Genomic DNA, 26,555 nt, shown 5'->3' on the forward strand with positions numbered 1-26,555 from the left:
TCCTGCCGAGCTCAGTGCACTGAGAGTCGAGGACCGGGCTCTCGTCTGATCCCGTACAGACTGTCCTCACCGACCCCGACCAGCCGGTCGTCGACGACGAAGAGATCGAACGAACAGCCGAGTTCCGCGAGCGACGGGACGGCCCACCGGCGCTCGCCGCTGGTCGAGAACGCCGTGAGTTCGCAGCCGGCGGAATCCGTCGCGTTCACCACACCATAGATGCCGTCGGAGTCGGCAACGGGGCCTGTCCGGAAGGAGATATCGCGCACCCACGCCACCGCACCGTCCTCGGTGTCGACGGCCGTGAGGGTGTCGCTACCGGCGTGGTAGAGGCGGTCCTGCGACGGGACGGCTGCGGGCGTTCCGGTGACGTCGATTTCGGTAGCGAGCGTCCGATCACCGTCCGGATCGACGGTCCAAAGTTCGTCGTCGACCGAAAGGACCGCGGCGGCGTCGGTCGCAGTCAGCCACCTGCCTGTCGCCGGAAGCGATCGCTCCACGCCGACGGTTCCGTCAGGATCCAGACCGAACAGTTCGTCCCCGGCGAGGAGCCACGTTCGACCGCCAGCGACGGCGACATCGTCGACTCCAGCAGGACCGAGGCCGTCCGAGAACGAGAGCGTGAACCGCTCGTCGCCCGTGGTCGCCTCGTATCCCACTGCCTGGTCGTCGTTCGTGCCGACGAGGAGGTCGCCGTCGGTAACTAACGAGAGCGGCGGTCCGTCGTACCGGGTTCGCCAGTCGACGGCGCCGTCGTCGCCACGCGAGAAGTCGATCTCGCCGTCTTCGGTTGCGGTATCGTCCGGGCCGTCGGCGTCCGCTGTCGACTCGGCGTGTTCGAACGCGACTATCGACCCATCCTCGAGCGAGAGGAAGACTCGCCCGTCTGCGACGGCTGGACGCCCCTCGTAGAAGCGTTCGTCACCGACGCTCCAGACGGTGTCAGCGCGCGCGTCGGAGACGGTCACCGCAGTACCGTCGTCGGCGAACATCACGTTCGACCGGTTTCGGATCCTGTAGAGGGAGGTGCCGTCGCTGCGCCACGCCAGGTCGTCGACCGACCCGAAGCCCTGAGTCTCGTGTACTGAGCCGTCGGCGTCAGCAACCCAGTCGAGTTCGCCGCCAGCGGGCTGGTAGCCACAGCCGGCGACCAAGGCCGACACTCCGGTCCCGACGGATGCGAGTAACCGCCGGCGTGAGAACCGATTGCCGGTCATATTCCCTCGCGAGCGAGCTCTCGCAGGTGGTCGATTCGCGCTTCCGTCGGCGGATGGGTGTCGGGGAAGATATCGGTACTGAGCAGCTCGTGGGAGCCGAACGACCGGGGCTCGAGGGGTGCGAGATAGAGCGCCTCCGCCCCACCGTCGTACCGTCTGAGGTCCTCGTCGGGAACCGCCGGCATCGTCTCGTCGATCGTCTCGAGCGCGCTCGCGAGCGCCGCCGGCGAGCCGGTGATCGTCGCTGCGGCCCGGTCGGCCGCGTACTCCCGGTGTCGGGAGAGGACGCGATAGAACAGAACGCTCGCGATCCAGAACATCGCGGACACTGCGAGGGTGAGAATCGAACAGATCACGATGACCGCCAGTGCAACGACGATCCCCCGACCATCGCTATCGCCCCCGCCTCTCGTCCCCGCGCTGAACCGAAGAACGCGCGCCAGCCCGTAGAGGACGAAAAAGGCCGCAATCGCGAGATAGTAGGTGATCGTCGGCAAGAGCCACGCGACCGTCATCAGGCTTGCATCGCGGTTTTTCAGGTGTGCGAGCTCGTGGGCGAGCACCGCGTCGCGTTCGTCGCCGTCGAGACGGTCGAGCAGTCCCGTCGTGACGACGACCGCGCGGTCGCCGCCGCCGTCGACGGCAAACGCGTTCGGAAGCTGGGTGTCGATCACGGCCACGTCCGGCTTCGCAACGTCGGCCTGCGCGGCGAGTCGGGTGACCGCCGCGTGGAGATCAGGATGCTGTTCGGCCGTCACCCGTCGAGCGTCGACGGAGCCGAGAACGGCTCGCGACCCGTACCGGTACTGGACCGCCAGTCCGCCGAGGACGACGACGGTGAGCAAGACCGGGTCGACGTAGAACTCGCCGTGATAGGGCCGGTCGTTGGCCCACTCGAGCAGGGCGATTCCGACGGTGTTCGCGAGGAAGAGGAACGTGTAGACGAAGGCGAACGGGAGAGCGACCACGAGAGCGAGCGCGAGCACCATCCGAACGCGGAACTCACGGTCGGGGTCGAATCGAGAGCCGGGGAGAGCAGACATGTAGCGGGATCGTACAGACGGATGGCACCAACATGTTATAACCCTGTCGCGTCATCTCGGAACCGGACGCTGCCTCTCGCTCGTCGAGGAAGGCCCGCCTTGCGAGAGTCGCCGTCGGCTACGAGCCGGCACCGTACAGATCGGGGTTTCGCCAGTAGAACAGTACCCAGGCGGTGGCGAAGCCGGCGATCATCGCGAGGAGTTCGCGAGGAAGCTGGGAGAGACCGCGATCGAGGCCGATCGAGATCACCAGCGCGGAGACGGTGACGGCGCCGACGAGGACGAACGTCACGTCGCCGAACATCGCCGCCTTCGGGCGCTCCCAGTAGGCTGATCGTTCTTCGTTGTACCAGACGCCCAGATAGATGACGACCAGCGACATGCTCGAGATGAGAATCACGACAAGGTAGTCAGGCGAGAGGCCGATCGGCTCGAGAACGGAGATGTAGATGGTGTTCGCGACGAGCGCGGTCACGAACAGGCCCAGTAGTAGCCAGGCCCACTGTGGGAGTCGCTCCTTGTCCATAGTCGAGAGCGACACCGACGGAAAATAATCCTACCGCTCTCGAACGGCGAGAGCCGTTATTCGGCGCAGCAGGCGTCCTTTTTGGCTCCGGAGTCGTCGACACCGCCGTCGGCCGTCATGGGCTCTTCGATCCGGTAGAGACTCTGGCGAGCGTCGGCGAAGTAGATATCCTCATCGACGATGCCGATCCCCTCGAGGCGCTCGAGTGCGTACCGGACCGTCCGGGCCGAGAGCATCGACTCCTGGACGATCTGTTTTTGCGTTAGTGGCCCGTCGTACTCGAGGACCTTGAATACGAGCTTGGCGCTCGGGGGGAGATCTTCGATCTCCTCGCCGTCAGTCTCTTCCATGTGTCGTTTCGAACGCAGCCAGCAGCATAAAAGTTGAGCCTTACCACGGCCCGAAGAGTCATTATTGGCACAACAAGTCGATCGGAAATTGACTCGAGGGAGTCAGACGACGGGAACGCAAGGTGAGCGAACGAAGAGGGCAACGATTGTCCCGGATCGATCACCGGTCAGAACTGCTGCCAGACGTCATCGTCATCGAATTCCTCGTCGTCCCCGTCGTCGAACTCCTCGAGATCGAGATCGTCAGGTCTGAACGCAACGGAGTCGTCACCGTCGGTCGGCGATCCGTCAGCGCTGTCGAACGGGAGCGGTGAGTCCTCGGACGGCGGACCCGCTTCGCCCTGAGCGGCGGCGGGAATGTTCATCTCCGGCCACGCAGTCTCCTCCCAGAGACCGCGCTCGCTGTAGTAGTAGACGACGCCGTCGTCGACGACGGCGAAGAGGCCTCGCTGACGGTCGTTGACGACTCGCTCGTTGGTGTCGATTGCGACGTCGACGACATCCTCTAAGGTATCGAGCGAGACGTGGTGCTCTCCGACCCACATCGGGAGCGATCCCCGGGAGATCCACTCGGCGTAGCGCTGCTCGTGGACGGCGCGGCGCGCGGCCTCCTCGTCGGTGTCCGACCGCGAGGAGACGAGCGCGGCGAGCCCGAACGCGAGCACGGCGATGAGTCCGAGGCCGGCGACGAGCCCCGAACTGCGCGGCTCGCTGACCTCGACGGTCTGTGTCTGGCTGTGCGTCTCCGACGCCGAGAGCGAGTCCGGCAGCCAGTAGGTCTCGTTGGTGATCTCGACCGGCGTCGACGCCTGCTGTTCGTCGATGTACGTCCCGGTATCGTACTCGGTCGTGACGACGATAGAGACCGAGACCGAACCCATCCCGGCGAGTGACTCCTCAATGCTAAAGTACTCTTCGTGCATCTCGGGTGCATCGATCGTCGCGTTGGTGGTAGCCTCGCCGTCAGCAACGGCAGGGTCGGCCCGAACGACGGTCTGCGTCGTCCCGATAGCGGGAATCTCGTCGCCGTCGCGATCGGCCTCGTAGACGAGTTCGACCGTGTGGGTGACGTTCGTCTCCTCAGTTGGCACCGATGTGGTAACGTCGAGTGTTAGCTCCGGGGTGTCGTCGAACCGGTAGATGGGGCTGTCCGTAAGCTCGGTTCCGGCCTCCCAGGCCCCGTCCTGAACGACGGTCGCACCGTGAGTGACGTCAGTCGAGACGGTCTGTTCGTTGGCGTCCTCCGTCGTCGTCGAGGTCGAGGGGGTGGCGAACACCCAGCCAGTTGTAAGGAGCGCCAGCAGTCCGATCGCGATCAGCGCGATAAACAGCGTTCGCCCGTGCTTTGCGACCAGCAGATCGAATCGCGGGCTATCGATCACGTCCACGCACCTCTCGGAACTGAGCCGCCGACCGAACCGTCTGGGAAGTGGTCAGCCGAGAGATACTGCATACTGAACGTCAGGCAATCGATCATATTAAGATCACCGGCTCCAGGGTTGCCGCCGACCGCAGGCGATTACGGAGGGTTCGGCCGGGGATCGATTACCGGAACTTGCGGGCGAGTCGCGTCGAGAGCGGAACGTTCCCACCGGGACGACGCAACCGGAAGTCGCCGCTGCCAAACAGCAGGAGGAAGACGCTGACGACGACGCCGACCAGCACGGCGTTGACGGCGCCGATCGCGACGAGTGGATGAAGATCGTGAAGTGCAACGAGCAACGACGGGGGAAGCACCATGAGATATCGGTGTTCACCGATCGTGTAGGCGTACTCGCCCGTCTCGTCGGGCGTCAGGATCGTGATCGTCGTCTCACCCTCGCTTCGAATGCCGACCGTCTGGTCGGGCGGCTGGATCGCGACGCCATCGCTTTGGACGTCGTGGGCGACGACGACGGGGACGAATCCGGCGTTCTCGACAGTACGTGTGAGTTCGACGGTCGTCCCGGGTTCGACGATCTGGGGATTTTCGGAGGGAGACTCGGTGGCTCTGACTTCGTACTCGTGAGTCCCGGAGGGGACGACCATCGCCGCGGTCGCGAACGTTACGACGAGTAACAACAGCAGACCGACGACCGTTACGAAGGCGAGCACGTTCTGTCGCGACCGCGTCCGCGAGGTCCCGCGGGCGGCAACACCCGTCCGGTCGAGCAAGAGCCCGAACCCGAACAGGGCGACACCGACGCCGACGACCAGTGCACCCAGGCTCTCTCCGTCGGGTGTCGACGTGGCGCCAACGGCGCCGCCGACCGAACTCGAGACCGATTCGGCCAGATTCTGGAACGTCATCAGCGCCGTTCCGAGATGGGGAATCGTGACGACTTGGCCGTTTACTTGCCACGCCGTCGCGACGATCTGGCCCTCCGTCACGGGCGGTTCGTCTCCATCCTGGTCAGTGAAGGGGTTCGCATCTCCCTTGGTGATATATCCCTCGTCCGTCTCACCGACGATTCGGTGCGTGGTCAACTCACCGCCGTGAAGCTCCCGCGCCTGGAAGACGACCACGTCACCCTCGGATGGCGATCCCGAGACGGCGCTCGGGATAGCGACGAACCCGTCTCCGGCGTCCATCTCCGGTTCCATACTCCCCGTCGCGACGTACCCCAGCAGTATGGGCTGGCCGAGCAGCTGCCCGACGATGAGGGCGACGACGACCAACACGAGAACGGACGTCCCGACGCGGACGAGGAGAGATCGGATCATACGAGAGTGTAACGACCGATATCCGCTCGGATAGGAGCCGTTTCGGGCGACGAGAATTATACCTTTCGACGATTGTCGCCTGTGCGTGACAAGGTTCGGCGACCGTGGCAACAAGCATTATGTGCAGGTAGTAAATATATTTTCGCGAGAGCGTTCGTATGGCAATACAACGGGGGACGGGGGATCACGATGGTGATAGTGGGGATGGGGAAGATAGAAACGGAGACACGGCAGCTGTAGCAGCCGATGCGAGCGACGGCGAACGGTCGGCCGACGATCACGACGCGGTCGAGAGTTCCGCCGGACGCGCCAGCGGACCGAGCCGTGGCGACGTGTTCGAACTGTTGAGTAACCACCGGCGTCGGTACGCGGTCCACTACTGCAAACGGGAGGACAGCCCCGTCGAGCTCGGTACGCTTGCGGAGTACGTCGCCGCCTGGGAGCTTGGAAAGGACGTCGACGCAGTGACCTCCGCGGAGCGAAAGCGCGTCTACACCTCCTTACAGCAGACACATTTGCCGACGCTCGAGCGTGCCGGCATGATCGAGTTCGACGACCGACGGATCGAGCTGACCGAGAACGCACAGGCACTCGAAGTCTACCTCGACGTCGTTCCCGAAAACTCGGTCCCCTGGGGAGTCTACTACCTCGGACTCGCGGCGCTGTCCGGCGTCGTAATCACGGGGCTCTGGCTCGAGTGGCTCCCGACGGGAACGGTCCCCGACCTCGGCTGGGCGACGCTCATCGTGGGGCTCTTTGCGATTTCGGCTGCCATCCACGTCTGGCAGACCCGCCGACTGCGCCTCGGCGAGATAGAACAGCCGCCGTAGCCGTAGCACGAACCCGAACCCCTTTTGGCTGACGGCCACAGAGACTCTGGCATGTCGACCGAATCGATCAGCGACCGACGCGAGCACATCCGCTCGATCGGCGTGACGGCGCTTGCCGCGCTGGCGGGCGTGGGTGCGGCACTCGCGTCGGCGGCGGTCACCGGCGACGCGGCAACGGTGGACGACGCCGCGAGTGATCAGCTCGCGCTGTTTATCGTCGTCGCGGCGATCGTCGTCCAGTTCCCACTGATCCAGCTGTCGGGGATCTACGGCGAGGACGAGTTCGGCGCCAAACACTACCTGTTTATTGCGTTCATCACGTTCTCCCTGTGGTTTCTGACCTGGGGAATCATCCTCACCTCGGAGGCGACGTTTTAAATGGCCGACGACAGCATCGCCGTCGTAGACTTAGATCGGTGCCAGCCCGATCGCTGTAACTACGAGTGTAAGAACTACTGTCCACCCAACCGCACGGGCAAAGAGTGTATCACGCTCCGGGGCGAGGACGCCGATCAGGGCCAGCCCGAGCAGGTTCACATCTCCGAGGAGATCTGTCTGGGCGAAACCTGTGGTATCTGCGTCGAGAAGTGCCCGTTCGACGCTATCGAGATCATCAACCTCCCCCAGGAGCTCCAGGACGACCCGGCCCACCGCTACGGCGAGAACGCCTTCTCGCTGTACGGCTTGCCCGCACCCCAGGAGGGGAAAGTAACTGGCATTCTCGGTCCGAACGGGATCGGGAAGACGACGGCCGTTCGCATCCTCGCAGGCGAACTCGAGCCCAACCTCGGACGGTTCGAGGATCCGCCGGACTGGGACGACGTGCTCGAAGCCTACCGCGGCACCGAACTGCAAGATTACATCGCCGACGTCCGCGACGGTGACGTTACCATCGCGCGCAAACCCCAGTACGTCGACCAGATTCCCAAGAGCTTCGACGGCAACACCCGTGAGCTCTTAGCACAGACGGACGAGCGTGGGGCACTCGACGACCTCGTCGAGCGACTCTCGATCGGTCCCGTCATGGACCAGGCGATCGACGATCTCTCCGGCGGCGAACTCCAGCGGGTCGCGCTCGCAGCCACGCTCGCCCGAGACACCGATTTCTACTTCCTGGACGAGATCACGCCGTATCTGGACATCGGCCAGCGCGTGACCGCGGCCCGACTGATCCGGGAACTCGCCGAGGAGGGCGACCGGTCGATGCTCGTCGTCGAGCACGACCTGGCTATTCTTGACCTGCTCGCGGATACGATCCACGTCGCCTACGGTGAGCCCGGCGCCTACGGTGTCGTCACGGCGCCAAAGTCGGTGCGAAACGGGATCAACGAGTATCTGTCGGGCTACCTCGAGAACGAGAACATGCGGATTCGGCCGAACGAGATCGCCTTCGAGGAGCACGCTCCCCGGACCGCGACCCGAAGCGACGTCTTAGTCGAGTACCCCGACCTCACGAAGAGCTACGGAGAGGGCGAGTTCACGCTCGAGGTCGAGGGCGGAAAGATCCGCAAGAACGAGGTGCTCGGCATCGTCGGTCCGAACGGAATCGGGAAGTCGACGTTCGCGAAGCTCCTGACCGGCGCGCTCGAACCCGAAGAGGGAGACGCCGACCTGGATCTCGACATCTCCTACAAACCGCAGTACGTGACCATCGACCAGCACATGCGGGTCGACGCCTTCCTCTCGTCGATCACGGACCAGTTCGGCTCCTCGTACTGGAACACCGAGATCGCGGGGCCGCTGCAACTCGAGCGCATCATGGAGCAAAATCTCTCGGATCTCTCCGGCGGGGAGCGCCAGCGGGTCGCGATCGCTGCGTGTCTCTCGGATTCGGCGGATCTGTACTTACTCGACGAGCCCTCTGCCCACCTGGACGTCGAACAGCGGGTGCAGGCGACGAGTGCGATCCGACGCTACGCCGAACAGCAGGACGCGACGGTGCTGGTAATCGACCACGACATCTACATGATGGACCTGCTGGCCGATCGGCTGATGGTCTTCGACGGTGAGCCCGCGGTTCGCGGTCGCGCCGGGACACCACAGCCCATGCGTGAGGGGATGAACGAGTTCCTCGCGAACTTGGACGTAACCTTCCGCCGGGACGAGCGCACCTCGCGCCCGCGGATCAACAAGCCCGGTTCGCAGCTCGATCGGGAGCAACAGAGCGCAGGCGAGTACTACTACGCGCCCTGAGCGGGCGCTTTTTAGCACTTATACCGTTTCGAGAGCGCGCTCGTAGAGCACCGCAAGCCCGACGAGCGCGATCACCAGGCCGGGAAGCGCATAGAGGACGGCCGCGACCGGCACGGTAAGCGCGCCGGTCGCGCCCACGACTGCACCCGCCGCGGCGGTCAGAGCGCCGAGCGCGACGGCGACGGCTGCCACAGCCGCGATGGAGCGTTCGGAATCGGTCTCTTCGTCGGGATCCGGGAGTTCACGCGGGTCGACGAGCCGCCAGGTTGGCCCCGTCTCGGGCTCACCGAACCGACCGCCGAGGAGGGCGGTTGCCGCCCGAACCGGCTCCCGGAGATCGGCCCACGTCCCGCCGTCTTCCTCCTCGAGATCTGTGCGGGCGACGTAGACCGTCTCGCCGACGACGTGGTCGACGGAGGCGGCGTCGTAGCCGAGGTGTTCGACGAGTCGTGCGAACAGAAAGTCCCGGGACCAGGGAATCGGTTTCGCGAGGGCGAACACAGCCGACCGTCCGTGAGGAAGTGCTACGACGAGCCGGACGGTCGTCGCGTCGACCGGTTCGAGATCGGTTATCCGGCCTCGGACGTACCCCTCCGGCGTCGACTGGATAGAGATGCGACCGAGTTCGTCTGCGAGGTCGCTATCTCGGCCTCTGGGTCGGCCGGGAGTCGTCCGCGAGCGATCCCGGTCGGCGTCGTCGCTTCCGGGCTCGATCTCGACCTCGACCTCCTCGTCGTCTCGTCGGTCCATTCGACGTCAGGGGTACGCCGTCGGGAGGGATAAATCGTCGCTCTGTCCCCGTTCGGCGTTCGACGAGTCGGAATATTTATTCGGCCGCCACGGGTAGAGCGGCCCATGGCGAGAGGCCACAACGGACGCGGCGAAACGGACCGGCACCCGACTCCGAGCTCGGTTCGCCGTTTTACACGGGCGGTTGCCCGCTTCTAACACCTCCCTCTCTCCCACCGCGTCGAACGCTTTCGAACAGCGACGTGGCCACCACAGCGATCCACACCCCAACCCATGTCAGAATCAGAGTCAGATTCGATAACGGTCGTACTGCCAGACGGCTCCGAACTCGCGGTTTCCGAGGGAGCCACGGTCGAGGACTGCGCCTACGAGATCGGGCCCGGGCTCGGCCGCGACACGGTCGCCGGCAAACTCGACGGCGATCTCGTCGCCAAAGAGGAGCCGGCCTACGACGGTGCCGAACTCGAGATCATCACCGAGGGCTCCGATGAGTCCCTGCGCGTGATGCGCCACTCGGCCTCTCACTGCTTAGCCCAGGCGGTCGAGCGGCTGTTCGACGCCGAGGAGGTCAAACTGGCAATCGGTCCGCCGACCGACGAGGGCTTTTATTATGACTTCGACAACTTAGACGTCGACGAGGCGGACCTCGCGGACCTCGAACGCGAGATCGAAGAGATCGTCGCCGCCGACTACGAGATCGAGCGCGAGGACGTCTCGATCGCCGAGGCAAAAGAGCGGCTGGCCGACGAACCCTACAAGCTCGAGTTACTCGAGGAGCTGGCCGAGGAGGGCGACACTGTCTCCTTCTACAGCCAGGGCGAGTGGGAAGACCTCTGTGCCGGCCCCCACGTCGACTCGACCGGCGAGATCGGCCCCGTCAAGCTCTTGGAGATCGCCGGGGCCTACTGGCGCGGCGACGAGGAGAACACGATGCAGACCCGGATTTACGGCACCGCCTTCGCAGAGGAGAGCGACCTGGAGGCGTTCATAGAGCGCAAACAGGAAGCCCAGAAGCGCGATCACCGGAAGATCGGCAACGAGATGGATCTCTTCTCGATCCAGGACGTGACGGGTCCGGGACTGCCGCTCTATCACCCAGCGGGGAAGACGGTTCTGAAGGAACTGGAGGATTTCGTCGAAGAGCTGAACACGGAGGCGGGCTACGACTACGTCGAGACGCCCCACGTCTTCAAGACAGACCTCTGGCACCGGTCTGGCCACTACGAGAACTACGCCGACGACATGTTCATCTTCGACGTCGGTGACGACGAGTTCGGCCTGAAACCGATGAACTGCCCCGGCCACGCCGCCATCTTCCAGGACCACTCCTGGAGCTACCGCGACCTCCCGATCCGGTACGCCGAGAACGGGAAGGTCTACCGCAAAGAACAGCGTGGCGAACTCTCCGGTCTCTCCCGGGTTTGGGCGTTCACGATCGACGACGGCCACCTGTTCGTCACACCAGAGGGGATCGAACGCGAGGTTGAAGAGATCATGGACATGATCACGGACGTCTTGGAGACGTTCGATCTAGAGTACGAGATGGCGCTTGCGACCCGCCCCGAGAAGTCGGTCGGGAGCGACGAAATCTGGGAGCACGCCGAGGAACAACTGGAGTCGGTGCTCGAAAAGCGCAACGCAGAGTACGAACTCGAGGAGGGTGACGGCGCCTTCTACGGCCCGAAGATCGACTTCGCCTTCGAGGACGCGATCGGGCGTAGCTGGGACGGGCCGACGGTCCAACTCGACTTCAACATGCCAGAGCGCTTCGACCTCTCCTACGTCGGCGAGGACAACGAAGAGCACCGGCCGGTGATGATCCACCGCGCGCTGTACGGGTCCTACGAGCGGTTCTTCATGATGCTGATCGAGCACTACGAGGGTCGATTTCCACTCTGGCTTGCCCCCGAACAGGTCCGTGTGCTGCCAATTTCGGACAGCAATCTCGGCTATGCCCACCGCGTCGCAAACGAGTTCGACGAGTTCCGCGTCGAGGTCGACGGTCGTGACTCCACGCTCGAACGCAAGATCCGCGCCGCCCACGACGACCGCGTCCCCTACCAGATCATCGTCGGCGACAACGAAGAGGAAGCGGGCAACATCTCGGTCCGAGACCGCTTCGAAGACCAGGAGTACGACGTCGAAATCGCGGCGTTCCGAACCCACCTCGAAGCCGAACGCAACGAGCAACGGACGGAACCGGACTTCCTCCAGGACTGAGCCGACCGCGACCGCAGTTGGGGACGACGTACTGTTCATCCACGAGTATGCAGACTTTTCGCAGATATTCGATCGGAATATCCATACTTGTGGAATCGTGAGTATCGGTATGAATCGAGCAGAGAAGGCTGCCCTCCAACTTCGCGCCGTCGACGTCCTGCGGATGCTAAAGCAGACGCGGACGTACGAGGAGCTCGCCGCGAAGACGGGACTGCCGGCCGGCGACTTAAATCGGTACGTCAACGGACACGTTCTCCCCGGACCGGAGCGCGCCCGCGAAGTCGTCGAGGATCTCGGTCAGGAGGCCCTCGTCACCGAACTCGAAGCTCGGATCGACGTCGACGAGGAGGGGTACGTCGACAACTCGGGCGTCGTCTTCGATCAGCCGTTTCTCGACCTCGTCGCGCCCGTGGTCGCCGATAGCTTCGACTTCGAGCGCCCCGACGTCGTGCTCACAGCGGCGACCGACGGAATCACGCTCGCCGCCTCGCTTGCGAGTTACTACGGCGTGCGCTGTGCGTACGCAAAGAAACAAAAGGAGACGGCCGTCGAGGAGTTCTTCGAAGCCCGCGAACGTCTCCAGTCGGGGATCGAACTCACCTACTACCTGCCTGCCTCGGCGATCGCCCCCGATGAGTCGGTACTGGTCGTCGACGACCTGATCCGGTCCGGGGAGACGCAGGCACTGCTGTTGGATATCGTCGAACGGGCGGACGCCGACGTCGCCGGCGTCTTCGCGCTAATCGCCGCCGGAGACGAAGGCATCGACCGTGCGCGGGACCGAACCGACGCGGCGGTCGACGCGCTGACGACGGTCACATCGCGGTAAGTCAACCACCGCTACCGGACGACAGTAACGGGGACCGGCGAGCGCCGAACCACGGTTTCGGCGACGCTCCCGAGTAAGATGCGACTCGCACCGCGGCGACCGTGACTGCCAATCACGATGTGATCGACGTCCTGCTTGTCGGTGTAGTCGACGATCGACCGAGAGACGCCGCCGATAACGCGTTCGGTATTGATCTCGACGCCGAGATCGGCTGCGCGATCGACGGCGTCCTCGATGACGGTGTCGGCCCTGGCTTCGTTGTGTTCTTGAATCCGGTCGTAGTTGGCCATCGCGCCGCCTTCGATCCCCGTCGCGGCGTAGAAGTCGCCGGGATCGAGGACGTGCAACGCGGTGATCGTGTCGTCTGGATACTCCCGACACGCGAACTCGAGTGCCTCCATAGACTGTGCCGAGTCGTCGATCGGAACGAGAACGTGTCGTGCCATACTCATGGCTACGACAGGGGAGGAAATAAGTCTCGGCCACGACAAGCCGAGTCGAAAAGCCGGTTAGTCGCCGTTGTTCGACGGTCGGACCTTCTCGGTGCCCTTGCCGCGGTTCTGGAGGCCGCGATTGGATTTCCCAGCGTTGGTGAGTCCACGGAAGGCGCGGTTCGTCTGGGAGTCGTCACAGATCCAGTTGAGATCGTCGTCGTTCTGGATGGCGGGGTGGTTCGGATCGACGAGGATCACTTCGAACCACTTCTGGGAGCCGTCTTCGCCGACCCAGTAACTGTTGAGGACCTCGAGGTTCGGATACTTGCGCCCGACGCGTTCCTCGCCGATGCGCTGGATATTCTTGCGCCGACCGATGCGGTTGACGCCCTGGCGCTTGGTTCGGCGACCGGCCTTGTGACGCTGTTTTCGCGCGGTCCCCTTCCGGACGGCGACGCGGGCGAGAACGACGCCCTGCTTTGCCTTGTAGCCGAGCTCGCGAGCCTTATCGAGTCGAGTCGGGCGCTCGATGCGCTCGATGGCGCCTTGCTTGCGCCACTCTTGCTTTCGCTGCCACTGCAGCTCCCCGAGTTTACCGTCGCCCGGGGTCTTCCATGCCTCCTTGATGTGGGAGTAGAAACTTCGTGCCATCGTGTTCACCTGCGGGCGTTGTCCGGTTCAGAACGCCTCCGGCGTTCCACATTCCGACCCGTGGCGGTGCCGAACGGGTGCCCGCTGCTGCCCGCGAGTCAGCGAGTCGCCCGAAGCTACCTGTCTGGCGAGTATAAGCGCTTCGAACCGTAGGCCACCCCGGGCCGAGAGCATCGATCGAAAGAGGACGAGTTCACTAGCTTTCGCTCATTTCATTAGATCATAATGATTCTGCACGATTCCTAACTCATATCGCACCCCTTGAGAGAGGGTGACCTGCCTGGTAGCGCTACGTTCTTGATCACTTGTAATGACAAATAAGTACGCGTCATAACATATATGCCTCTCCACGTCGAACGTCAATGTATGAGCGGATCAAGCTACGACAAGACGATTCAGTTCCGTGCCGGAGCCGAAAAAGAGGCCGCGGAGCTCCTCGATGAGATTCACATCGGTGGCGTCAACGTGAGCGAACTCGCCCGCGTCGGCCTGGTCGAAATGCTCCGACAGTCATTAGATGAACAAGACAAGATTGCGGTGTACGAACGATACAGTCGTGGTGAGATCGGTGAGGACGTGGCCCGTGTCCTTCTCGGTGAGAAACTCGATAGGATGGAAGAGGAGAAAGAGTCGTTCGAGGCGGCTATGGAACGAGATACGTCCGAATTCTTGACGGGCAGCGATGGCGAGTGAGGCTCGCTATCCGATACTGGCTGATACGAGTTCCTTGATCGCGGTTGCGAACACCACTCAGTGGGAACGACTGAAAGACGCGATCCATCTTACAACGACGAACGTCTGCAAGCACGAACTTCAAAACCACGTCAACTTGAACAAATACCCGCCTGAGGGCAGCCGTGAGCACTACTTGAAACGAGGGAGCCACCGTGTTCTTGAACATCTAGACGAGGATTCGTCGCCGTGGTCGTGCGTAACTGTCGTTCCCCGCCCGCATGGACCAGATGCAGGCGAGCAATCGCTCAAGCAGGAACTTTCTGAACACGGTTCGTCGTATCAGATCGTCTCGATTCTTGACTCAGCTGCGAGAAGGTCACTTCGGCGTCTCATTGACGATAGCGCGTACGACATTGATGTTGTCGGACCACCGTATCTCCTCTACATCCTGCTTGACAACGACCTCATCTCAAAGCCTGAATTCTGCGAGGCAACCGTGGAGATGATTCGGACGGAAGGGTGGACTGGGTACGAGGTTGTGAAGAACGCATGGACTAGTATCCCTGTCGATTGTTCCGAAATCCTTGACGGCGAATATGGTGACGCCCTTCCACCGAAATAATCTGGCTTAAACTGCCAATCTGATCAGTAAAGCCTCAGATGTTTTCAAGCGAGGGTTAGCTGAAAAGCGTGTCCGAGTTTTCCTCTAATCTCGGGCGACCGTGATTTGATCTGTTGGGGTTGAAAATCCCACATTTAGAAGTTCTTGTGATAATCTAATTATATACTAATACAAATAGATAAACCATATAAATTTGCATGAGAATAAACTATCGGTGGGGGATTGAGAACGGATTCAAGCAGATCAAGAGTTTCCGTGTCCGTACCACGTCGATGAACCACGAGTACCGGTTCTTCAACTTCCTGTACGCGTGTACGCTGTACAATGTGTGGCGACTCACCGATCTACTGGTGAAGTTGGAGCTACGGGCTGAGTCCGAGTTCCGATATGAACCACTCGTGACAGCGGATCTGTTCCTAACGATTGCGAAGGATTACGTCGGATTAGATCCCCCCGACTGACGTTTTCGGTTCCGGGTATTCCCCTTCGTTAGTGGCAACACTACTGTGTAATCGCTGTTTTCCGGGTTTTCTTCTCTGAACTACCGGCTGGTAGTGGTGATCTTTCCATCGACCATAATTTCAGCCAGTTTTTGGTGTTAGAATACAGCTGTATTCGACGTTTTACCCTCTATCTTGTGAAATTCCCCAACGTCAGAAAGAGGATTCAGTATCGCACAATACAGTTTATCAGGTCAATAGCTCGACCGAATCGAACGATCCGTCGGCGATTGCCGTGGCGATCGCGTCGCTCTCGAGGTCGTCTGGCACCTGGTTTGGGTACTTTCGACGGAAGTACCCCAGGAGATTGTCTAGGTCACGCCGGAGGAACTCGTCTGCGTGATCGTGGTCGACTGAAACGGCCTGGGGCCAGTCGAAGATCGTCACGCCGCCGTCGTCGACGAAGACGTTGTATTCGCTCATATCCGCGTGGACGTACCCCAGTTCGTACGCACGCGTGAGTTCCCGACAGAGGAGATCGAGGACGCCAAGCACTTGCTCGTCTGCGAGTTTCGTCCGGGAGAGTTCGACGCCGTCCATCTTCTCCATGACGATGGCGTGGCGGTTCTGGTCGATCGGACGCGGCACCGAGACGTCGGGATACAGCGACTCGATAGTGTCGTACTCGCGCTCGGCGGCCTTTCTGGCCGTGTACATCCAGGAGACGTGGCGATTCTCGGCAGTGTAATCGCGTTCGCGATTGACCTCCCGGAAGTTCGTATAGCCCTCGCGGTGGTATTTGAGCGCGAGCGGTTTGTACGAGCGCACCTCGTAGACGTCGCTTTCCTTGCCGACACCAAGCGGAGCGCCGAACTCAGAGATCGTCTCGCGCTCGACGAGCGAGCGCAACGCGAGTGCGTCGTACCCCTCGAACTGGAGGGTGTATCCCTCGTACTGGATCGTCTTTTTCTCGACTAGTCCTCGCTTGAGACACCGTTCGAGGCGGTAGTCGACTTCTTCCTCGGTCAGACTTGAAAAGGAAGTGAGCTTCCCCCGGTTGACCCACTCTGAAAAGCGCATCCCCTGTTCGACGCCCGAGAGGAGGTAGAAGTCCTCGTCTTCGAGTTCAGTCAGGAGAGAGGCGACGTTCCGCACCATAGCGGAGGTACCCGCCGCGGACGTAAAAGCGTCGTGACGTCGCGGCGAGCGGCCCACGCTGCAGCGATAAATGAAATAGCGCAATATCAAACATCGCTCGACCGCAATGGACGGCTTCGAAGTACCTTTCACCGCACGGTACCGACAGGTATCCATGAAGGTTGGCGCACACGTTTCGATCTCCGGGTCGCGCGTCTCCTCGGACGAGGAGACCCCACCGTACGACGACGTTCGCAACGCGGTCCACCGGCAGGTGGCGTTCGGCGGCAACTGCGGACAGATTTTCACGACCTCGCCGCAGGTCTGGGCCCAGCCCGAGATTGGTGAGGAGGCAGCTGAGGGATTCCAGGCGGAGACCGACGAGTTGCTCGAGGGACCGTGGGTAATCCACTCTGCGTACCTGGTCAATCTCTGTACGCCAAAGGAGGATCTGCGTCGGAAGTCGATAGAGAGCATGCAGGCCGAACTCGACGCCGCCGCGCGGTTGGGAATCCCATACGTCAACGTCCACCTCGGTGCCCACACCGGTGCGGGCGTCGAGGGCGGCTTAGACAACGCAGCGGGCGTCATCGACGACTTAGACGTCCCCGAAGATGTGACGATCCTGATCGAGTCCGACGCCGGCTCGGGAACGAAACTCGGCGGCGAGTTCTCCCACCTCGCGGGTATCGTCGAGCGAACCGAGACCGACATCGGCATCTGCATCGACACGGCCCACACGCTCGCGGCGGGGAACGATCTGACCACCCCCGAAGCGGTCGACGAAACGATCGGCCGGTTCGACGACGAGGTCGGCTTAGAGTACCTCGAGTACATCCATCTGAACGACTCGAAACACGACGTCGGCACGCACAAAGACGAGCACGCTCACATCGGGGAAGGCTACATCGGTGAAGACGGGATGCGCGCGATCGTCAACCACCCCGATCTCCGAGAGCTGCCGTTCGCCCTCGAGACGCCGACCGAGAACGGTCGCGGCTTCGCCTGGAACATCCAGAAGGTCAGAGAGTTGCGGGCCTAACCCCCGGCCTCAGGGCAATCGACCTGCTTTTATTTCCGACGACAATACCCCTGCTCGTGCGCGAATTCTCCGCTGACTACCTGGACCGCACGCGTGAGGGCATGTGGGAGGACTCGCGGGCGGCCCTCGACCCGCTCGCACTCGACTCCCGGGAGCGAATCCTCGATGTCGGCTGCGGGACCGGCGAACTGAGCGCGGTTCTTGCAGCGGAGTCGCCCGGGGAGGTCGTTGGCTGTGACGCGGATCCGACGCTGCTCGCGGCGGTCGACGAGCACGTCCCGACTGTCGCGGGCGACGCCCTCCGGCTGCCGTTTGCCGACGACAGCTTCGATCTCGTGGTCTGTCAGGCGCTGTTGATCAACCTCCCCACTCCCACCAAGGCACTCGCGGAGTTCGCTCGCGTCTCGCGGGACCTCGTCGCCGCCGTCGAACCGAACAACGCCGCCGTCGGCATCGAGTCGACGGTAGCGTCGGAAGAATCCCTCGAGCAGCACGCCCGTCGGGCGTACATCGACGGCGTCGGAACGGACGTCTCGCTCGGCCGGGATCTGGCCGCAGCGTTCGAGGGAGCCGGAATCACACCGACGGCGAGAGAGCGGTACGACCACGTACGCACCATCGCACCACCGTACGGTGATCGGGCGCTCACGGTCGCCCGGCGGAAGGCTACCGGGGCAGGGCTGGCCGACGACCGGGAGACCATTCTCGAAAGCGCGGTGACCGTTGAAGAGTACGACGCACTCCGCAGCGCGTGGCGCGAGATGGGGCGAGACGTTATCGAACAGATGCGAGACGGTCGGTACCGGCGAGAAGAGACCGTGCCGTTTCACGTGACGGTCGGTCGCGTTGGCGATAACTGACAGGTTGGATCAGAGGTGTGACAGTTCGGAGGACCACCAGGACGCGGGCTCACGACCGACGAGATTCGAGCAGTACGACCGAGGCACCGAGGGCGCCGGTGAGCACGATCACCACCCCGACGAGGGTATCGACGAGGTTCAGCAGACCGAGAACCGATCCTGCGAAGACGAGCCCGAGGTTCGCCAGCAGTGCCGCTCGCGGTGTAAACACGCGCTCGGAAAGGGAGGAATCCCGTCTAGTAGACATAGGGGTACGTTTAGCCAAGCAGATCAAAGGCGTTTCGGCGATCGGAGACGGCGGTGAACGAGCGACCGCCTCGCCGGTCAGACGACGTCGCCGCGAACCGTGACGCCGTCCCGGTTCTCGCGCCACGCGTGGACTTCCTTGGCGGCCGTCTCTGCCTCCTCGTCGTCCATGCCGAGCATCTCGAGGGCTGCCGACAGCGTCGGGAGCGCGAACTCGCTCTCGCGAAGCTTGCGAAACGCCTCGTCGCTTCGGGTGCCGTCGACCCAGAGACAGACTCCCCGCGGATCGAGAAGCTGACTGTAATCCTCCCGCAGGCGGGCACCGCGCAGCCGCTGGGTCACGTTCTGCTCGAACGAGGTGTTACAGACCTCCAGGTGGACCGGCTCGTCCGAGTCGAGTAAGTGCGCAGCAAGACACTGCTCCGGGGCCGCGTGGCCGTTCTGATTCGCGCGCAGCGCCTCGGGATAACGGCTGGCCCACTCGGCGCTGACCGACTGGCCGACGCCGGCGACGCCGTGTGAGTCACGAAAGACCGCGTCGGGATCCTCGTCATCGCTCCCGCTGTCGTCCCGAAGGAGAACGTCCTTGGTGAGGTAGACGTCGAGTCGCTCGACCGGGTCGACTCCGAGTGCGACGTCACCGAACGCCCAGACCTCTCGGACGGGGACGGGCATCAGCTCGGTCTCGACGGCGTCGACGATCTCCGAGAGCCGTTTGACGGCCCGATCACGAGAGAGTGTGGTGTCGGCCATAAGCGTCGCTTGGGAATCGAGGCGCAAAACCGTTTCTCAGCAGTGACAACGACCGAACGAGCGCTCTCTCACGACGACTCTTGAGTACCTGTCACGAGAGGGGATTTTTGGTCTGTCACGACGAACGGTCGAGTATGAGACATCGCATCTTCGAGGACGGCGGCGAGGACGACCTGGTCTTCCTGATGGACTGGGGCAACCGTTGGACCCACGAGAACGTGAGCTGGCTGATCGGGCGGCTCACCGACGCCGGCTTCCGGGTTCACGCCTTCGAGTTGCCGACGGCCATCGAGGACTTCAAAGCCGACTGGTTAGAGCCCGTCGCCGAGTACGTCGTCGATCTGGACGGCTACCAGCTGCTCGGCCACGGTGCCGGGGCGCTGGTCGGCCAGGCGTTAGATGGGGCGGAAAATCACGTCTACCTGAGCCCACTCTGGGGCGTCAGCGAGGCCTACCCCGATCTCCTCCTTGAGGCGATCGCGGCGGTTCCGGCGACGCTTCCGTTCGTTCCGGTCGGCGAGCCCGACCGGGAGACGGTGGGCTCGCGAGCGACCGATCACCAGCTCGCGACGACGCCGCGGTGGATCTCGCCGACGCTCGTCCGAGAGATTCGGCGCGCACAGCAAGAGCTGTTGACGATCGACCACGACGCCGTCGTCTTCTGCTCGCTTCGCGACCGTCGAATCAGCCACGAGGCGATCGGCAAGCGCGTCCCGGCAGCCCACGTCGTCTGCTACGACGGGGGCCACGAACTGTTCTCCTCGCAGGCACGAGACCGATACGTCGGGACGGTTATCGACGCGCTTCGGGAGGGTGCGGCGGCCGTCGAGGATCGGCCGACGGTTCCCACCACGGAGCCGTCGGACGCAGCGACGGCGGCCCCGGAGTCGGCAGACGCCGAGTAGCCCGCTTGGCTCCAGCGCGTCGAACCGAGGCGTCGCGGAGGCGAAACGGACATACGTTCCGGTCGGCTATCCGGGATCGATGGAGTGTACCCGGTGCGATCAGCCGGCCGTGATGCACGCCGCCTACTCGGGCGCCCACCTCTGTGAGGACCACCTCTGTGCGTCCGTCGAGAAGCGCGTGCGGCGTCGCGTCCGCCGGGACGACCTCGTGCCACGCGAGGCGACGCCGGAGAACCCACAGCGGTGGGTGATCGGGCTCTCGGGTGGGAAAGATAGCGTCGTCCTCACCCGCGTCTTACACGACACCTTCAACGAGGACCCACGCATCGAGCTGATCGGCCTGACGATTCACGAGGGGATCGAGGGGTACCGCGACAAGAGCGTCGACGCCTGCGTCGAGCTGGCAGACGACCTCGAGATTCGCCACGAACTCGTCAGCTACGCCGAGGAGTTCGGGATTCGGATGGACGAGGTCGTCGAGGACGACCCGGAGAACATGGCCGCCTGTGCCTACTGCGGCGTCTTCCGACGAGACGTGCTCTCGCGGTACGCCGAGAAGCTAGACGCCGACCTGTTACTGACCGGGCACAATCTGGACGACGAGGCACAAACCGCGCTGATGAACGTCTTGGAGGGCGACGTCGCCCAGATCGCGAAGCACTTCGACGCGAGCCTCGGCCCCCTCTCAGAGCGAACCGATCAGGAGGGGTTCGTTCCCCGCGCGAAACCGCTTCGGGACGTTCCTGAGAAAGAAGTCGCCCTCTACGCCCACCTCCAGGACCTGCCGGCACACATCACGGAGTGTCCTCACTCGAGTGAGGCCTACCGCGGCGAGATTCAGCAACTGTTGTACGAGTTAGAGGAGAACCACCCTGGAACGCGCCATTCGATTATTTCGGGATACGAGGAACTCGGCGGGATCGTCTCCGACCGCTATCGGGGCGAAGAGAGTGCCGATCTTCGCGACTGCGCCGAGTGCGGTGCGACGACAACTCGCGAACGCTGTCGGAAGTGTTCGTTACTCGAAGCGCTCGCGTAAGACGAGCGCTGTAGCGTGTCCGTCTCTGGGGCGATCGCTCGGAAGAGTGTGACAAGCAGCCGCCGTAGAATCGTCGACGGGTCCGTCGCGGTGCCGGCGTCGTTATCGGATGACGTCGACGCCGTTTTCGCGCTCTACTTCGTCGCGGCCGCCATCGCTCTGTGCGCTGAAGCCGCTGTTCTCGACGTTCTGACTCGCGTCGAAGTCGGCGTCGTTGAGTCCCTCGATACTCGCACGGGACTTGTCGGCTTGCTTCTGGGTCGTCGGACCGAGCACCTGGGCGCTCTGGACGCCAGTCATGATCGCCATGACGCGCACTTTGCCCTTATACGACTCCTGAATGCGTGCACCCCAGATGACGTTCGCGGAAGCCTCTAAGCGCTCCGTGATGTTGTCGGCGATCCCCTCAGCCTCTTTGAGCGTGAGATCCGGCCCGCCAGTAATGTGGACCAGTCCGCCGGAGGCGCCGCGGTAGTCGACGTCCAGTAGCGGGTGGTTCATCGCGTCGTTGACGACTTCGGAGGTCTTGTTTTTGTCCTGTGTCTCGCCGACGAGCATCACCGCGACGCCACCCTGATTCATGATTGTGGACATGTCCGCGTAGTCCAGATTGATGAGGGAGGGTTGGGTGATCGTCTCGGAGATCCCTTTGACGGTCTCGGCGATGATCTGGTCCATCACCGAGAACGCCTTGCCGATCGGGAGATTTGGGACGTAGTCGAGCAGTCGGTTGTTGTCGAGGACGATGATCGAGTCGGCCTGCTCACGCAGTTTCTCGAGCCCTTCTTCGGCCTTGACGGTACGGGCACGCTCGACGTTAAACGGCGTCGAGACCATCCCGACGACGATTGCGCCCTGCTCTTTGGCAATCTTCGAGACGACGGGTGCCGCACCGGTACCGGTGCCGCCGCCCATACCCGCCGTAACGAAGACGAGATCGGCTTCGCCAAGGACCTCCTTGATCGTCCCCTGGGCCATCTCGGTGGCGCGCTCGCCCATCGACGGATCGCCGCCGGCGCCAAGCCCGCTCGTGAGCGATTTGCCGACGAGAATCTTCGTGTCGGCTTCGATCATCTTCAGATGCTGTTTGTCGGTGTTGATGGCGATCGTATCTGCGCCGTCGACACCAATGTTGTACAGCCGGTTGATCGTGTTGTTCCCAGCCCCACCACAGCCGACGATCACGATTCGCGGATCGCCGAAATCCTCGTCGTCGAGCGAGGCGTCCATCTCGCGGGCCTCTTCCTCTGCGTTGTCGAGTGCCTCTTGTACGATATCTTGCATCAGTTACACCTTCGCCCAGTGGCGGTTTCCGGTGCGGTCGTTCCGTCCGGTCTGCTGTTCGTTGATCATCTCACGGACGGCCGACCGGATCGCTTCGCTCCGGTTCGGAAACTCACCCGAGTCGACGAGCTGTTCGACCTCCTCGATCTGCTGTTCTGGAATCCGCAGTGTCACACGCTCCATGATTGTATTCCCGTTGGGGTAAGACGGTTGCGCCCTGTCGCGCAAACGTCTTACACCACGAATCCACCGCCATCTGCCGTTTGTAGCGATGTTTTACGTGGTGTAAGACGATCGTCTTACGCGGTTCTATCCATGTTTTCCCCTACTAATAAGCATTTTGTAAGATGAAATACAGAATGTCTTACGCGTCTCCGGAGGGGCCGCGGCCCGAGTCAAGGACGTCGGCCGCCGGTGTTCGGCGACCGCAGCCCGGGCAGAACGCCCAGTCCGATCGAACTTCGTCACCGCAATCACAGAACAGTCGCTGTACCGCCTTCTGTCCGCAGTTCGGACAGTAGACGTGGTCTTCGTCGACAGTCGAACCACACTGCGCACACTGCGTGTCAGACGACGAGTCAATGGCTGGCTCCGTCTGGGGATGTTCGCGCTCCGTCTCGACGTCCCACAGTTCGGAATCAGTCTCGGAAACGCCGTCGTCGAGTGAGACCGTCACGGAGATTTCAGAAGATCGGCGGTCGGGTGAGCGACCGAGCCGTTCGGCGAGCAGTTCGTCCACTCGAGCCCGGATGAGATCGTCGACGGAACCAGTACGGGTCTGGTCGACGTCGTCGGACCGTGGTCCGCGTTCGTCGAGGAACGTGCGAAGCGCTTCACGCATCACCTCACTTTTCGAGGCGTCGAACGCCTCCAGTTCGTCGACGAGGTCGTCGTCTGCTCGGAACGTTATCTTGCTCATGAGCGCGTCTCTGAGGAGGTGTTGTGATCCATCCTATATCAAGCCATGCCCTCTGTCCGACATGTGTCACACGGGAGAGGCCGATTCCGAATGGCAACCCTTATGTCCGACTCGTCTGCTACATACGAGTGCCCGCCCTTAGCTCAGACTGGTAGAGCAGTCGACTGTAGATCGACTTGCCCCCCGTTCAAATCGGGGAGGGCGGACTTCTCTCCAAGTCGATTCGTGATAGAGAAGACGAGCAACGGGTGTAGAACAGTGGTTGGAGAAGAGAACAACACCTACGACTGGCTCCGATGTATTACTCCGTATCCACGTCGACGGGGTAGGCGTCGCAGTTGTCGACTCTTCTCGGTCGGGACCTGCCGCCTCCGATGTCGTTCAGATCAGTTCGCGGCGATCTTATCGAGCCCGGCCGACTCGATGTCGGTGCCGTCAACCGACGAGCGGAGCGCGTCCATCCCGTCGTCGCGGTCGATCTCGAAATTCGTCTCGTACAGCTGAGCGACGCGTTCCATCTCCTCGTCGGAGAGTTTCGGCACGTCGCTCGCAGCCGCCCACTCGTCGATGTCGTCGGTCGTCCGGAACGTCGGCGTGACGGTGGCGACGGGATCGTGGCTGAGGAGCCACGCGATGGCGGCCTGGGCCATCGTCCGCTCGCCATCGCGTTCCAAAAATCGCAGCTTCTCGATCTTCTCCCAGCCGGTCTCGTACCAGGCATCGGGGCGGAAGCCGCGATGGTCGCCCTCGCCGAGTTCGGTCTCGGGTGTGACCTGCTCGTTCAAGATACCCGAGGAGTGTGGAACGCGGGGGATCAGGCTGGTCGACGAGCCCGTCTCTTCGACCGTCTCTAAGAAGTGGTTCCCGACTTCCTGCTCTAAGACGTTCCAGACGAGCTGAACAGAGTCGAACTCTTCTTCGATCGCGAGGTCACCTTCGGCGAGCCAGCCGATCGAGGGACCGAGCGCCAGCCCTGTCGCCTGGATCGTCCCCTCCTCTTCGAGTTCGTCGAAGACTTCGAGCACATCGGGCGTGATCTCGGAGACGTTGGCATTGTGGAGCTGGAGAACGTCGACGGAGTCCATTTCGAGCCGGTCGAGGCTCTTCTCGACAGCCTCGCGGAGGTAGTCCGGATCCATCTCCTTGGGAAGTTCGCCGTGGCCCGCCTGTGGGTTGTTGTAGAAGTCGTAGCCGACCTTGGTGGCGATCGTGACCTCGTCGCGGACCTCGGCCAGCGCCCGCCCAAGCAGTTCCTCGCTGCGGCCGTGACCGTAGACGTCGCCGGTGTCGAAGTAGGTGATCCCCTGATCGACGGCGTGGTGAATCATCTCGATGGCGTCGTCTTCAGAGCGGTCGCCCCACCAGTCGGTGCCGACGACCCACGCGCCGAAGCCGACCTCGCTGACCTCGATGCCGGAGTCGCCGAGTTCACGAGCGTACATACTCCGGGGTTGGGAGTCGGGGAACTTAGGGTGTGCGGAAGCTCCCGAGTCGCGGGAGGATGGGGTGAAACTGTTCGCGGTGGCTATGGGCCATCTGAGACGGTCAGGGACGCAAAATCGCAGGACAGTCGTCGGGCGATCGGTGGAGGCGGCGAAGTGTCAGGGGGAGTTGACCGACCCCATATCTGAGAACCGATCTAGCGGAGTCGGGCACCCATCGCGCTCAGGAGCGCGAGGACGGTCACGCCGACGCCGAACCCGGAGACGTCGTCGAGTCCGCCGTCACCGCCGCTGTCGGCGCTCTCGACGGCCACGTCTCGCTCTGAGAAGTGATTCACTGCGACGAGGACGTCCGCGGAGCCGTCAGCGGACTGCTGGACCATATAGGCCGACTCCTCGCCCCCGATAGCGGCTTCGAGGTCGCTCTGCGAGGAGGCTTCCGCGGCGACCTCGCCGTCGACGGTGGCGACGAGCTCCTCGGCCGAGCCGGCCGCCTCGACGGCGGCTTCGGAGACGGTCGTGATGACGATCGTGCCCTCGTGCTGGGCGCGTTCGACAGTCATCTCGACGCGCTCTTCGCTCTCGCCGTGGGCGTCGACGGCGACGTCGTGGCCGTAGGTGGCGACGTCGGCGACGCGCTCGCCGTTTCGCTCCTCGACGTAAATCTCGGCAGTCGCGGTGCCGTCGGCGATCAGCTGCTCTTGTTCTTTTGCGTCGTCGTCGCGCTCGCCGTCGTCGTACGAGCGGAAGACGAGCGTCGAGTCACCGTCGAGATCGGCGGTGACGTTTCCGTCGTCGGAGACGGTGACCTCGCCGTCGCCGGCGACGACGAACGCTCCGGTTCGGTTCTCGCTGTCGACGACGACGACGTCGCCGTCGGCTTCGGCCTCGCTCTCGTTAGCGAGGGCGACCTCGACGTACTGGCTCTCGCCGCCGGCGTCGACGGTGAGGATGCCGCGGTCGGTGTCGTGAGCGGCGATCGAGGCCGAGCCCTCGGTTGCGACATCGGCCCGGGTCTCGGATTCGGCCGCGAGTTCGAGGCCGAGACCGGAGAGATTCGCGACAGCGTCGAGCGAGAGGCCGCCGCCGGCCTCGGCGTGGTGGTCGCTCTGGGAGGCGACGGTTACGTTCTCGAACTGTCGGTCGCCGTCGATTTCGTAATCGGTCAGGGCGTCACCGGAGGCGCTAAAGGCGACGTGAGCGCCCGCGTAGCCGTCGGATTCGGCCGCGGTCTCGGTCGTCGCGTTCGTCGAAGGGTCGGTCGCAGCCGCGCCAGCGCCGACGATCGCGACCGAGAGGGTTGCGATCGTGAGCACCGCCGTGAGTGCGAGGGCAGTGAGTCGTGACATTGCACTCGGTCCTTCCGACGGGGTCGTAAAACAGATTCTGACAAACCCGTCCAAATGTGGGACTCAGCCTCACGAGAGAGCGTCGCGCGAGCAGGA

General features: G+C 62.9%; 28 protein-coding genes, 1 tRNA gene and 1 pseudogene. 13 read left to right on the top strand and 17 right to left on the bottom strand.

The features are described from left to right. Positions 1–11: 11 nt before the first annotated feature. The 6 genes from OB905_09570 to OB905_09595 all read right to left on the bottom strand — a co-directional run bounded on the left by OB905_09570 (position 12) and on the right by OB905_09595 (position 5,839). Complete coding sequence (locus OB905_09570; GenBank protein ID MCU4926230.1) at positions 12–1,217, bottom strand: PQQ-binding-like beta-propeller repeat protein; 1,206 nt, start codon at positions 1,215–1,217, stop codon at positions 12–14. Beyond that, entirely contained in the window at positions 1,214–2,260 is a 1,047-nt protein-coding gene (locus tag OB905_09575; GenBank protein ID MCU4926231.1) for a M48 family metalloprotease, read from the bottom strand. The genes OB905_09570 and OB905_09575 overlap by 4 nt, the downstream gene beginning before the upstream one ends. A gap of 118 nt (positions 2,261–2,378) precedes the next feature. Further along, entirely contained in the window at positions 2,379–2,786 is a 408-nt protein-coding gene (locus OB905_09580) for a hypothetical protein (protein MCU4926232.1), read from the bottom strand. Between the two features lie 56 nt (positions 2,787–2,842). Continuing rightward, positions 2,843–3,136, bottom strand: a complete 294-nt coding sequence (locus tag OB905_09585) for an ArsR family transcriptional regulator (protein MCU4926233.1) — start codon at positions 3,134–3,136, stop codon at positions 2,843–2,845. Between the two features lie 167 nt (positions 3,137–3,303). Beyond that, positions 3,304–4,518 (bottom strand): DUF5305 domain-containing protein, encoded by a 1,215-nt coding sequence (locus tag OB905_09590; protein MCU4926234.1) that lies wholly within the window; start codon positions 4,516–4,518, stop codon positions 3,304–3,306. Between the two features lie 163 nt (positions 4,519–4,681). Further along, positions 4,682–5,839: a signal peptidase I gene (locus OB905_09595; GenBank protein ID MCU4926235.1), complete on the bottom strand. Its 1,158-nt coding sequence runs from the start codon at positions 5,837–5,839 to the stop codon at positions 4,682–4,684. Positions 5,840–6,171: 332 nt separating this feature from the next. Between OB905_09595 and OB905_09600 the strand changes: the two genes are divergently transcribed. The 3 genes from OB905_09600 to OB905_09610 are packed head-to-tail and all read left to right on the top strand — an operon-like array spanning position 6,172 to position 8,862. Beyond that, on the top strand, positions 6,172–6,669 hold the full coding sequence (locus OB905_09600) for a hypothetical protein (protein MCU4926236.1): 498 nt from the start codon (positions 6,172–6,174) through the stop codon (positions 6,667–6,669). Positions 6,670–6,720: 51 nt separating this feature from the next. Further along, positions 6,721–7,047: a hypothetical protein gene (locus OB905_09605; protein ID MCU4926237.1), complete on the top strand. Its 327-nt coding sequence runs from the start codon at positions 6,721–6,723 to the stop codon at positions 7,045–7,047. Then, positions 7,048–8,862 carry a ribosome biogenesis/translation initiation ATPase RLI gene (locus tag OB905_09610; protein ID MCU4926238.1) on the top strand — a complete coding sequence of 605 codons (1,815 nt, stop codon included), beginning with the start codon at positions 7,048–7,050 and terminating at the stop codon, positions 8,860–8,862. Between the two features lie 18 nt (positions 8,863–8,880). Here OB905_09610 and OB905_09615 read toward each other — a convergent pair whose 3' ends face one another. Further along, positions 8,881–9,612: a hypothetical protein gene (locus tag OB905_09615; protein MCU4926239.1), complete on the bottom strand. Its 732-nt coding sequence runs from the start codon at positions 9,610–9,612 to the stop codon at positions 8,881–8,883. Positions 9,613–9,885: 273 nt separating this feature from the next. Between OB905_09615 and thrS the strand changes: the two genes are divergently transcribed. Both thrS and OB905_09625 read left to right on the top strand, forming a co-directional pair. Continuing rightward, the gene (gene thrS, locus OB905_09620) at positions 9,886–11,832 is read left to right on the top strand and encodes a threonine--tRNA ligase (protein MCU4926240.1); all 1,947 of its coding nucleotides are present in this window, start codon (positions 9,886–9,888) and stop codon (positions 11,830–11,832) included. 109 nt (positions 11,833–11,941) lie between these two features. Further along, positions 11,942–12,661, top strand: a complete 720-nt coding sequence (locus OB905_09625) for a phosphoribosyltransferase family protein (GenBank protein ID MCU4926241.1) — start codon at positions 11,942–11,944, stop codon at positions 12,659–12,661. An 11-nt stretch (positions 12,662–12,672) separates the two neighbouring features. Here the strand turns inward: OB905_09625 and OB905_09630 are convergent, their stop codons facing one another. Beyond that, complete coding sequence (locus OB905_09630) at positions 12,673–13,107, bottom strand: universal stress protein (protein MCU4926242.1); 435 nt, start codon at positions 13,105–13,107, stop codon at positions 12,673–12,675. A 63-nt stretch (positions 13,108–13,170) separates the two neighbouring features. Then, complete coding sequence (locus tag OB905_09635; GenBank protein MCU4926243.1) at positions 13,171–13,746, bottom strand: 50S ribosomal protein L15e; 576 nt, start codon at positions 13,744–13,746, stop codon at positions 13,171–13,173. A 366-nt stretch (positions 13,747–14,112) separates the two neighbouring features. Between OB905_09635 and OB905_09640 the strand changes: the two genes are divergently transcribed. The 3 genes and pseudogenes from OB905_09640 to OB905_09650 all read left to right on the top strand — a co-directional run bounded on the left by OB905_09640 (position 14,113) and on the right by OB905_09650 (position 15,504). Beyond that, complete coding sequence (locus OB905_09640; protein ID MCU4926244.1) at positions 14,113–14,439, top strand: hypothetical protein; 327 nt, start codon at positions 14,113–14,115, stop codon at positions 14,437–14,439. After that, the gene (locus tag OB905_09645; protein ID MCU4926245.1) at positions 14,429–15,043 is read left to right on the top strand and encodes a hypothetical protein; all 615 of its coding nucleotides are present in this window, start codon (positions 14,429–14,431) and stop codon (positions 15,041–15,043) included. The genes OB905_09640 and OB905_09645 overlap by 11 nt, the downstream gene beginning before the upstream one ends. Positions 15,044–15,252: 209 nt before the next feature. Next, a pseudogene (locus tag OB905_09650) lies at positions 15,253–15,504 on the top strand (transposase). Between the two features lie 228 nt (positions 15,505–15,732). On the opposite strand, the gene OB905_09655 reads toward OB905_09650, so the two are convergent. Beyond that, positions 15,733–16,641, bottom strand: coding sequence for a serine/threonine-protein kinase RIO2 (locus OB905_09655; GenBank protein MCU4926246.1), 909 nt, complete (start codon positions 16,639–16,641; stop codon positions 15,733–15,735). Positions 16,642–16,795: 154 nt separating this feature from the next. On the opposite strand from OB905_09655, the gene OB905_09660 reads away from it, so the two are divergent. Next, a complete protein-coding gene (locus OB905_09660; protein ID MCU4926247.1) occupies positions 16,796–17,662 on the top strand; it encodes a deoxyribonuclease IV in 867 nt (288 codons plus the stop codon). A gap of 56 nt (positions 17,663–17,718) precedes the next feature. Further along, the gene (locus OB905_09665) at positions 17,719–18,522 is read left to right on the top strand and encodes a methyltransferase domain-containing protein (protein MCU4926248.1); all 804 of its coding nucleotides are present in this window, start codon (positions 17,719–17,721) and stop codon (positions 18,520–18,522) included. A 49-nt stretch (positions 18,523–18,571) separates the two neighbouring features. Here OB905_09665 and OB905_09670 read toward each other — a convergent pair whose 3' ends face one another. Together OB905_09670 and OB905_09675 are read right to left on the bottom strand one after the other, a co-directional pair. Then, on the bottom strand, positions 18,572–18,769 hold the full coding sequence (locus OB905_09670; GenBank protein MCU4926249.1) for a hypothetical protein: 198 nt from the start codon (positions 18,767–18,769) through the stop codon (positions 18,572–18,574). A gap of 77 nt (positions 18,770–18,846) precedes the next feature. Then, the gene (locus OB905_09675; GenBank protein ID MCU4926250.1) at positions 18,847–19,521 is read right to left on the bottom strand and encodes a hypothetical protein; all 675 of its coding nucleotides are present in this window, start codon (positions 19,519–19,521) and stop codon (positions 18,847–18,849) included. Positions 19,522–19,655: 134 nt separating this feature from the next. Between OB905_09675 and OB905_09680 the strand changes: the two genes are divergently transcribed. Beyond that, a complete protein-coding gene (locus tag OB905_09680) occupies positions 19,656–20,426 on the top strand; it encodes an alpha/beta hydrolase (protein MCU4926251.1) in 771 nt (256 codons plus the stop codon). Between the two features lie 79 nt (positions 20,427–20,505). Further along, positions 20,506–21,465: a TIGR00269 family protein gene (locus OB905_09685; protein MCU4926252.1), complete on the top strand. Its 960-nt coding sequence runs from the start codon at positions 20,506–20,508 to the stop codon at positions 21,463–21,465. 102 nt (positions 21,466–21,567) lie between these two features. Here the strand turns inward: OB905_09685 and ftsZ are convergent, their stop codons facing one another. The 3 genes from ftsZ to OB905_09700 all read right to left on the bottom strand — a co-directional run bounded on the left by ftsZ (position 21,568) and on the right by OB905_09700 (position 23,668). After that, positions 21,568–22,749 (bottom strand): cell division protein FtsZ, encoded by a 1,182-nt coding sequence (gene ftsZ, locus OB905_09690; GenBank protein MCU4926253.1) that lies wholly within the window; start codon positions 22,747–22,749, stop codon positions 21,568–21,570. 3 nt (positions 22,750–22,752) lie between these two features. Next, positions 22,753–22,932 (bottom strand): ribbon-helix-helix domain-containing protein, encoded by a 180-nt coding sequence (locus OB905_09695; protein MCU4926254.1) that lies wholly within the window; start codon positions 22,930–22,932, stop codon positions 22,753–22,755. Positions 22,933–23,113: 181 nt separating this feature from the next. Then, the gene (locus OB905_09700) at positions 23,114–23,668 is read right to left on the bottom strand and encodes a zinc ribbon domain-containing protein (protein MCU4926255.1); all 555 of its coding nucleotides are present in this window, start codon (positions 23,666–23,668) and stop codon (positions 23,114–23,116) included. A 132-nt stretch (positions 23,669–23,800) separates the two neighbouring features. On the opposite strand from OB905_09700, the gene OB905_09705 reads away from it, so the two are divergent. After that, positions 23,801–23,874 (top strand) — tRNA-Tyr (locus tag OB905_09705). A gap of 180 nt (positions 23,875–24,054) precedes the next feature. Here OB905_09705 and OB905_09710 read toward each other — a convergent pair. Together OB905_09710 and OB905_09715 are read right to left on the bottom strand one after the other, a co-directional pair. Beyond that, positions 24,055–25,110 (bottom strand): aldo/keto reductase, encoded by a 1,056-nt coding sequence (locus OB905_09710; GenBank protein MCU4926256.1) that lies wholly within the window; start codon positions 25,108–25,110, stop codon positions 24,055–24,057. 197 nt (positions 25,111–25,307) lie between these two features. Beyond that, positions 25,308–26,459: a hypothetical protein gene (locus OB905_09715; GenBank protein MCU4926257.1), complete on the bottom strand. Its 1,152-nt coding sequence runs from the start codon at positions 26,457–26,459 to the stop codon at positions 25,308–25,310. Positions 26,460–26,555: the final 96 nt, after the last annotated feature.

This window comes from Halobacteria archaeon AArc-dxtr1, assembly GCA_025517425.1.
In the GTDB taxonomy this organism is placed as follows: domain Archaea; phylum Halobacteriota; class Halobacteria; order Halobacteriales; family Natrialbaceae; genus Halostagnicola.

What these genes read in the sequence shown, in the direction of transcription:
- OB905_09660 (MCU4926247.1), top strand. Translation starts at nt 16,796, where the DNA reads ATGAAGGTTGGCGCACACGTTTCGATCTCCGGGTCGCGCGTCTCCTCG.
- ftsZ (MCU4926253.1), bottom strand. Translation starts at nt 22,749, where the DNA reads ATGCAAGATATCGTACAAGAGGCACTCGACAACGCAGAGGAAGAGGCC.
- OB905_09715 (MCU4926257.1), bottom strand. Translation starts at nt 26,459, where the DNA reads ATGTCACGACTCACTGCCCTCGCACTCACGGCGGTGCTCACGATCGCA.
- OB905_09670 (MCU4926249.1), bottom strand. Translation starts at nt 18,769, where the DNA reads ATGTCTACTAGACGGGATTCCTCCCTTTCCGAGCGCGTGTTTACACCG.
- thrS (MCU4926240.1), top strand. Translation starts at nt 9,886, where the DNA reads ATGTCAGAATCAGAGTCAGATTCGATAACGGTCGTACTGCCAGACGGC.
- OB905_09635 (MCU4926243.1), bottom strand. Translation starts at nt 13,746, where the DNA reads ATGGCACGAAGTTTCTACTCCCACATCAAGGAGGCATGGAAGACCCCG.
- OB905_09575 (MCU4926231.1), bottom strand. Translation starts at nt 2,260, where the DNA reads ATGTCTGCTCTCCCCGGCTCTCGATTCGACCCCGACCGTGAGTTCCGC.
- OB905_09585 (MCU4926233.1), bottom strand. Translation starts at nt 3,136, where the DNA reads ATGGAAGAGACTGACGGCGAGGAGATCGAAGATCTCCCCCCGAGCGCC.
- OB905_09700 (MCU4926255.1), bottom strand. Translation starts at nt 23,668, where the DNA reads ATGAGCAAGATAACGTTCCGAGCAGACGACGACCTCGTCGACGAACTG.
- OB905_09630 (MCU4926242.1), bottom strand. Translation starts at nt 13,107, where the DNA reads ATGGCACGACACGTTCTCGTTCCGATCGACGACTCGGCACAGTCTATG.
- OB905_09595 (MCU4926235.1), bottom strand. Translation starts at nt 5,839, where the DNA reads ATGATCCGATCTCTCCTCGTCCGCGTCGGGACGTCCGTTCTCGTGTTG.
- OB905_09580 (MCU4926232.1), bottom strand. Translation starts at nt 2,786, where the DNA reads ATGGACAAGGAGCGACTCCCACAGTGGGCCTGGCTACTACTGGGCCTG.
- OB905_09605 (MCU4926237.1), top strand. Translation starts at nt 6,721, where the DNA reads ATGTCGACCGAATCGATCAGCGACCGACGCGAGCACATCCGCTCGATC.
- OB905_09645 (MCU4926245.1), top strand. Translation starts at nt 14,429, where the DNA reads ATGGCGAGTGAGGCTCGCTATCCGATACTGGCTGATACGAGTTCCTTG.
- OB905_09685 (MCU4926252.1), top strand. Translation starts at nt 20,506, where the DNA reads ATGGAGTGTACCCGGTGCGATCAGCCGGCCGTGATGCACGCCGCCTAC.
- OB905_09675 (MCU4926250.1), bottom strand. Translation starts at nt 19,521, where the DNA reads ATGGCCGACACCACACTCTCTCGTGATCGGGCCGTCAAACGGCTCTCG.
- OB905_09655 (MCU4926246.1), bottom strand. Translation starts at nt 16,641, where the DNA reads ATGGTGCGGAACGTCGCCTCTCTCCTGACTGAACTCGAAGACGAGGAC.
- OB905_09615 (MCU4926239.1), bottom strand. Translation starts at nt 9,612, where the DNA reads ATGGACCGACGAGACGACGAGGAGGTCGAGGTCGAGATCGAGCCCGGA.
- OB905_09610 (MCU4926238.1), top strand. Translation starts at nt 7,048, where the DNA reads ATGGCCGACGACAGCATCGCCGTCGTAGACTTAGATCGGTGCCAGCCC.
- OB905_09640 (MCU4926244.1), top strand. Translation starts at nt 14,113, where the DNA reads ATGAGCGGATCAAGCTACGACAAGACGATTCAGTTCCGTGCCGGAGCC.
- OB905_09680 (MCU4926251.1), top strand. Translation starts at nt 19,656, where the DNA reads ATGAGACATCGCATCTTCGAGGACGGCGGCGAGGACGACCTGGTCTTC.
- OB905_09710 (MCU4926256.1), bottom strand. Translation starts at nt 25,110, where the DNA reads ATGTACGCTCGTGAACTCGGCGACTCCGGCATCGAGGTCAGCGAGGTC.
- OB905_09570 (MCU4926230.1), bottom strand. Translation starts at nt 1,217, where the DNA reads ATGACCGGCAATCGGTTCTCACGCCGGCGGTTACTCGCATCCGTCGGG.
- OB905_09625 (MCU4926241.1), top strand. Translation starts at nt 11,942, where the DNA reads ATGAATCGAGCAGAGAAGGCTGCCCTCCAACTTCGCGCCGTCGACGTC.
- OB905_09695 (MCU4926254.1), bottom strand. Translation starts at nt 22,932, where the DNA reads ATGGAGCGTGTGACACTGCGGATTCCAGAACAGCAGATCGAGGAGGTC.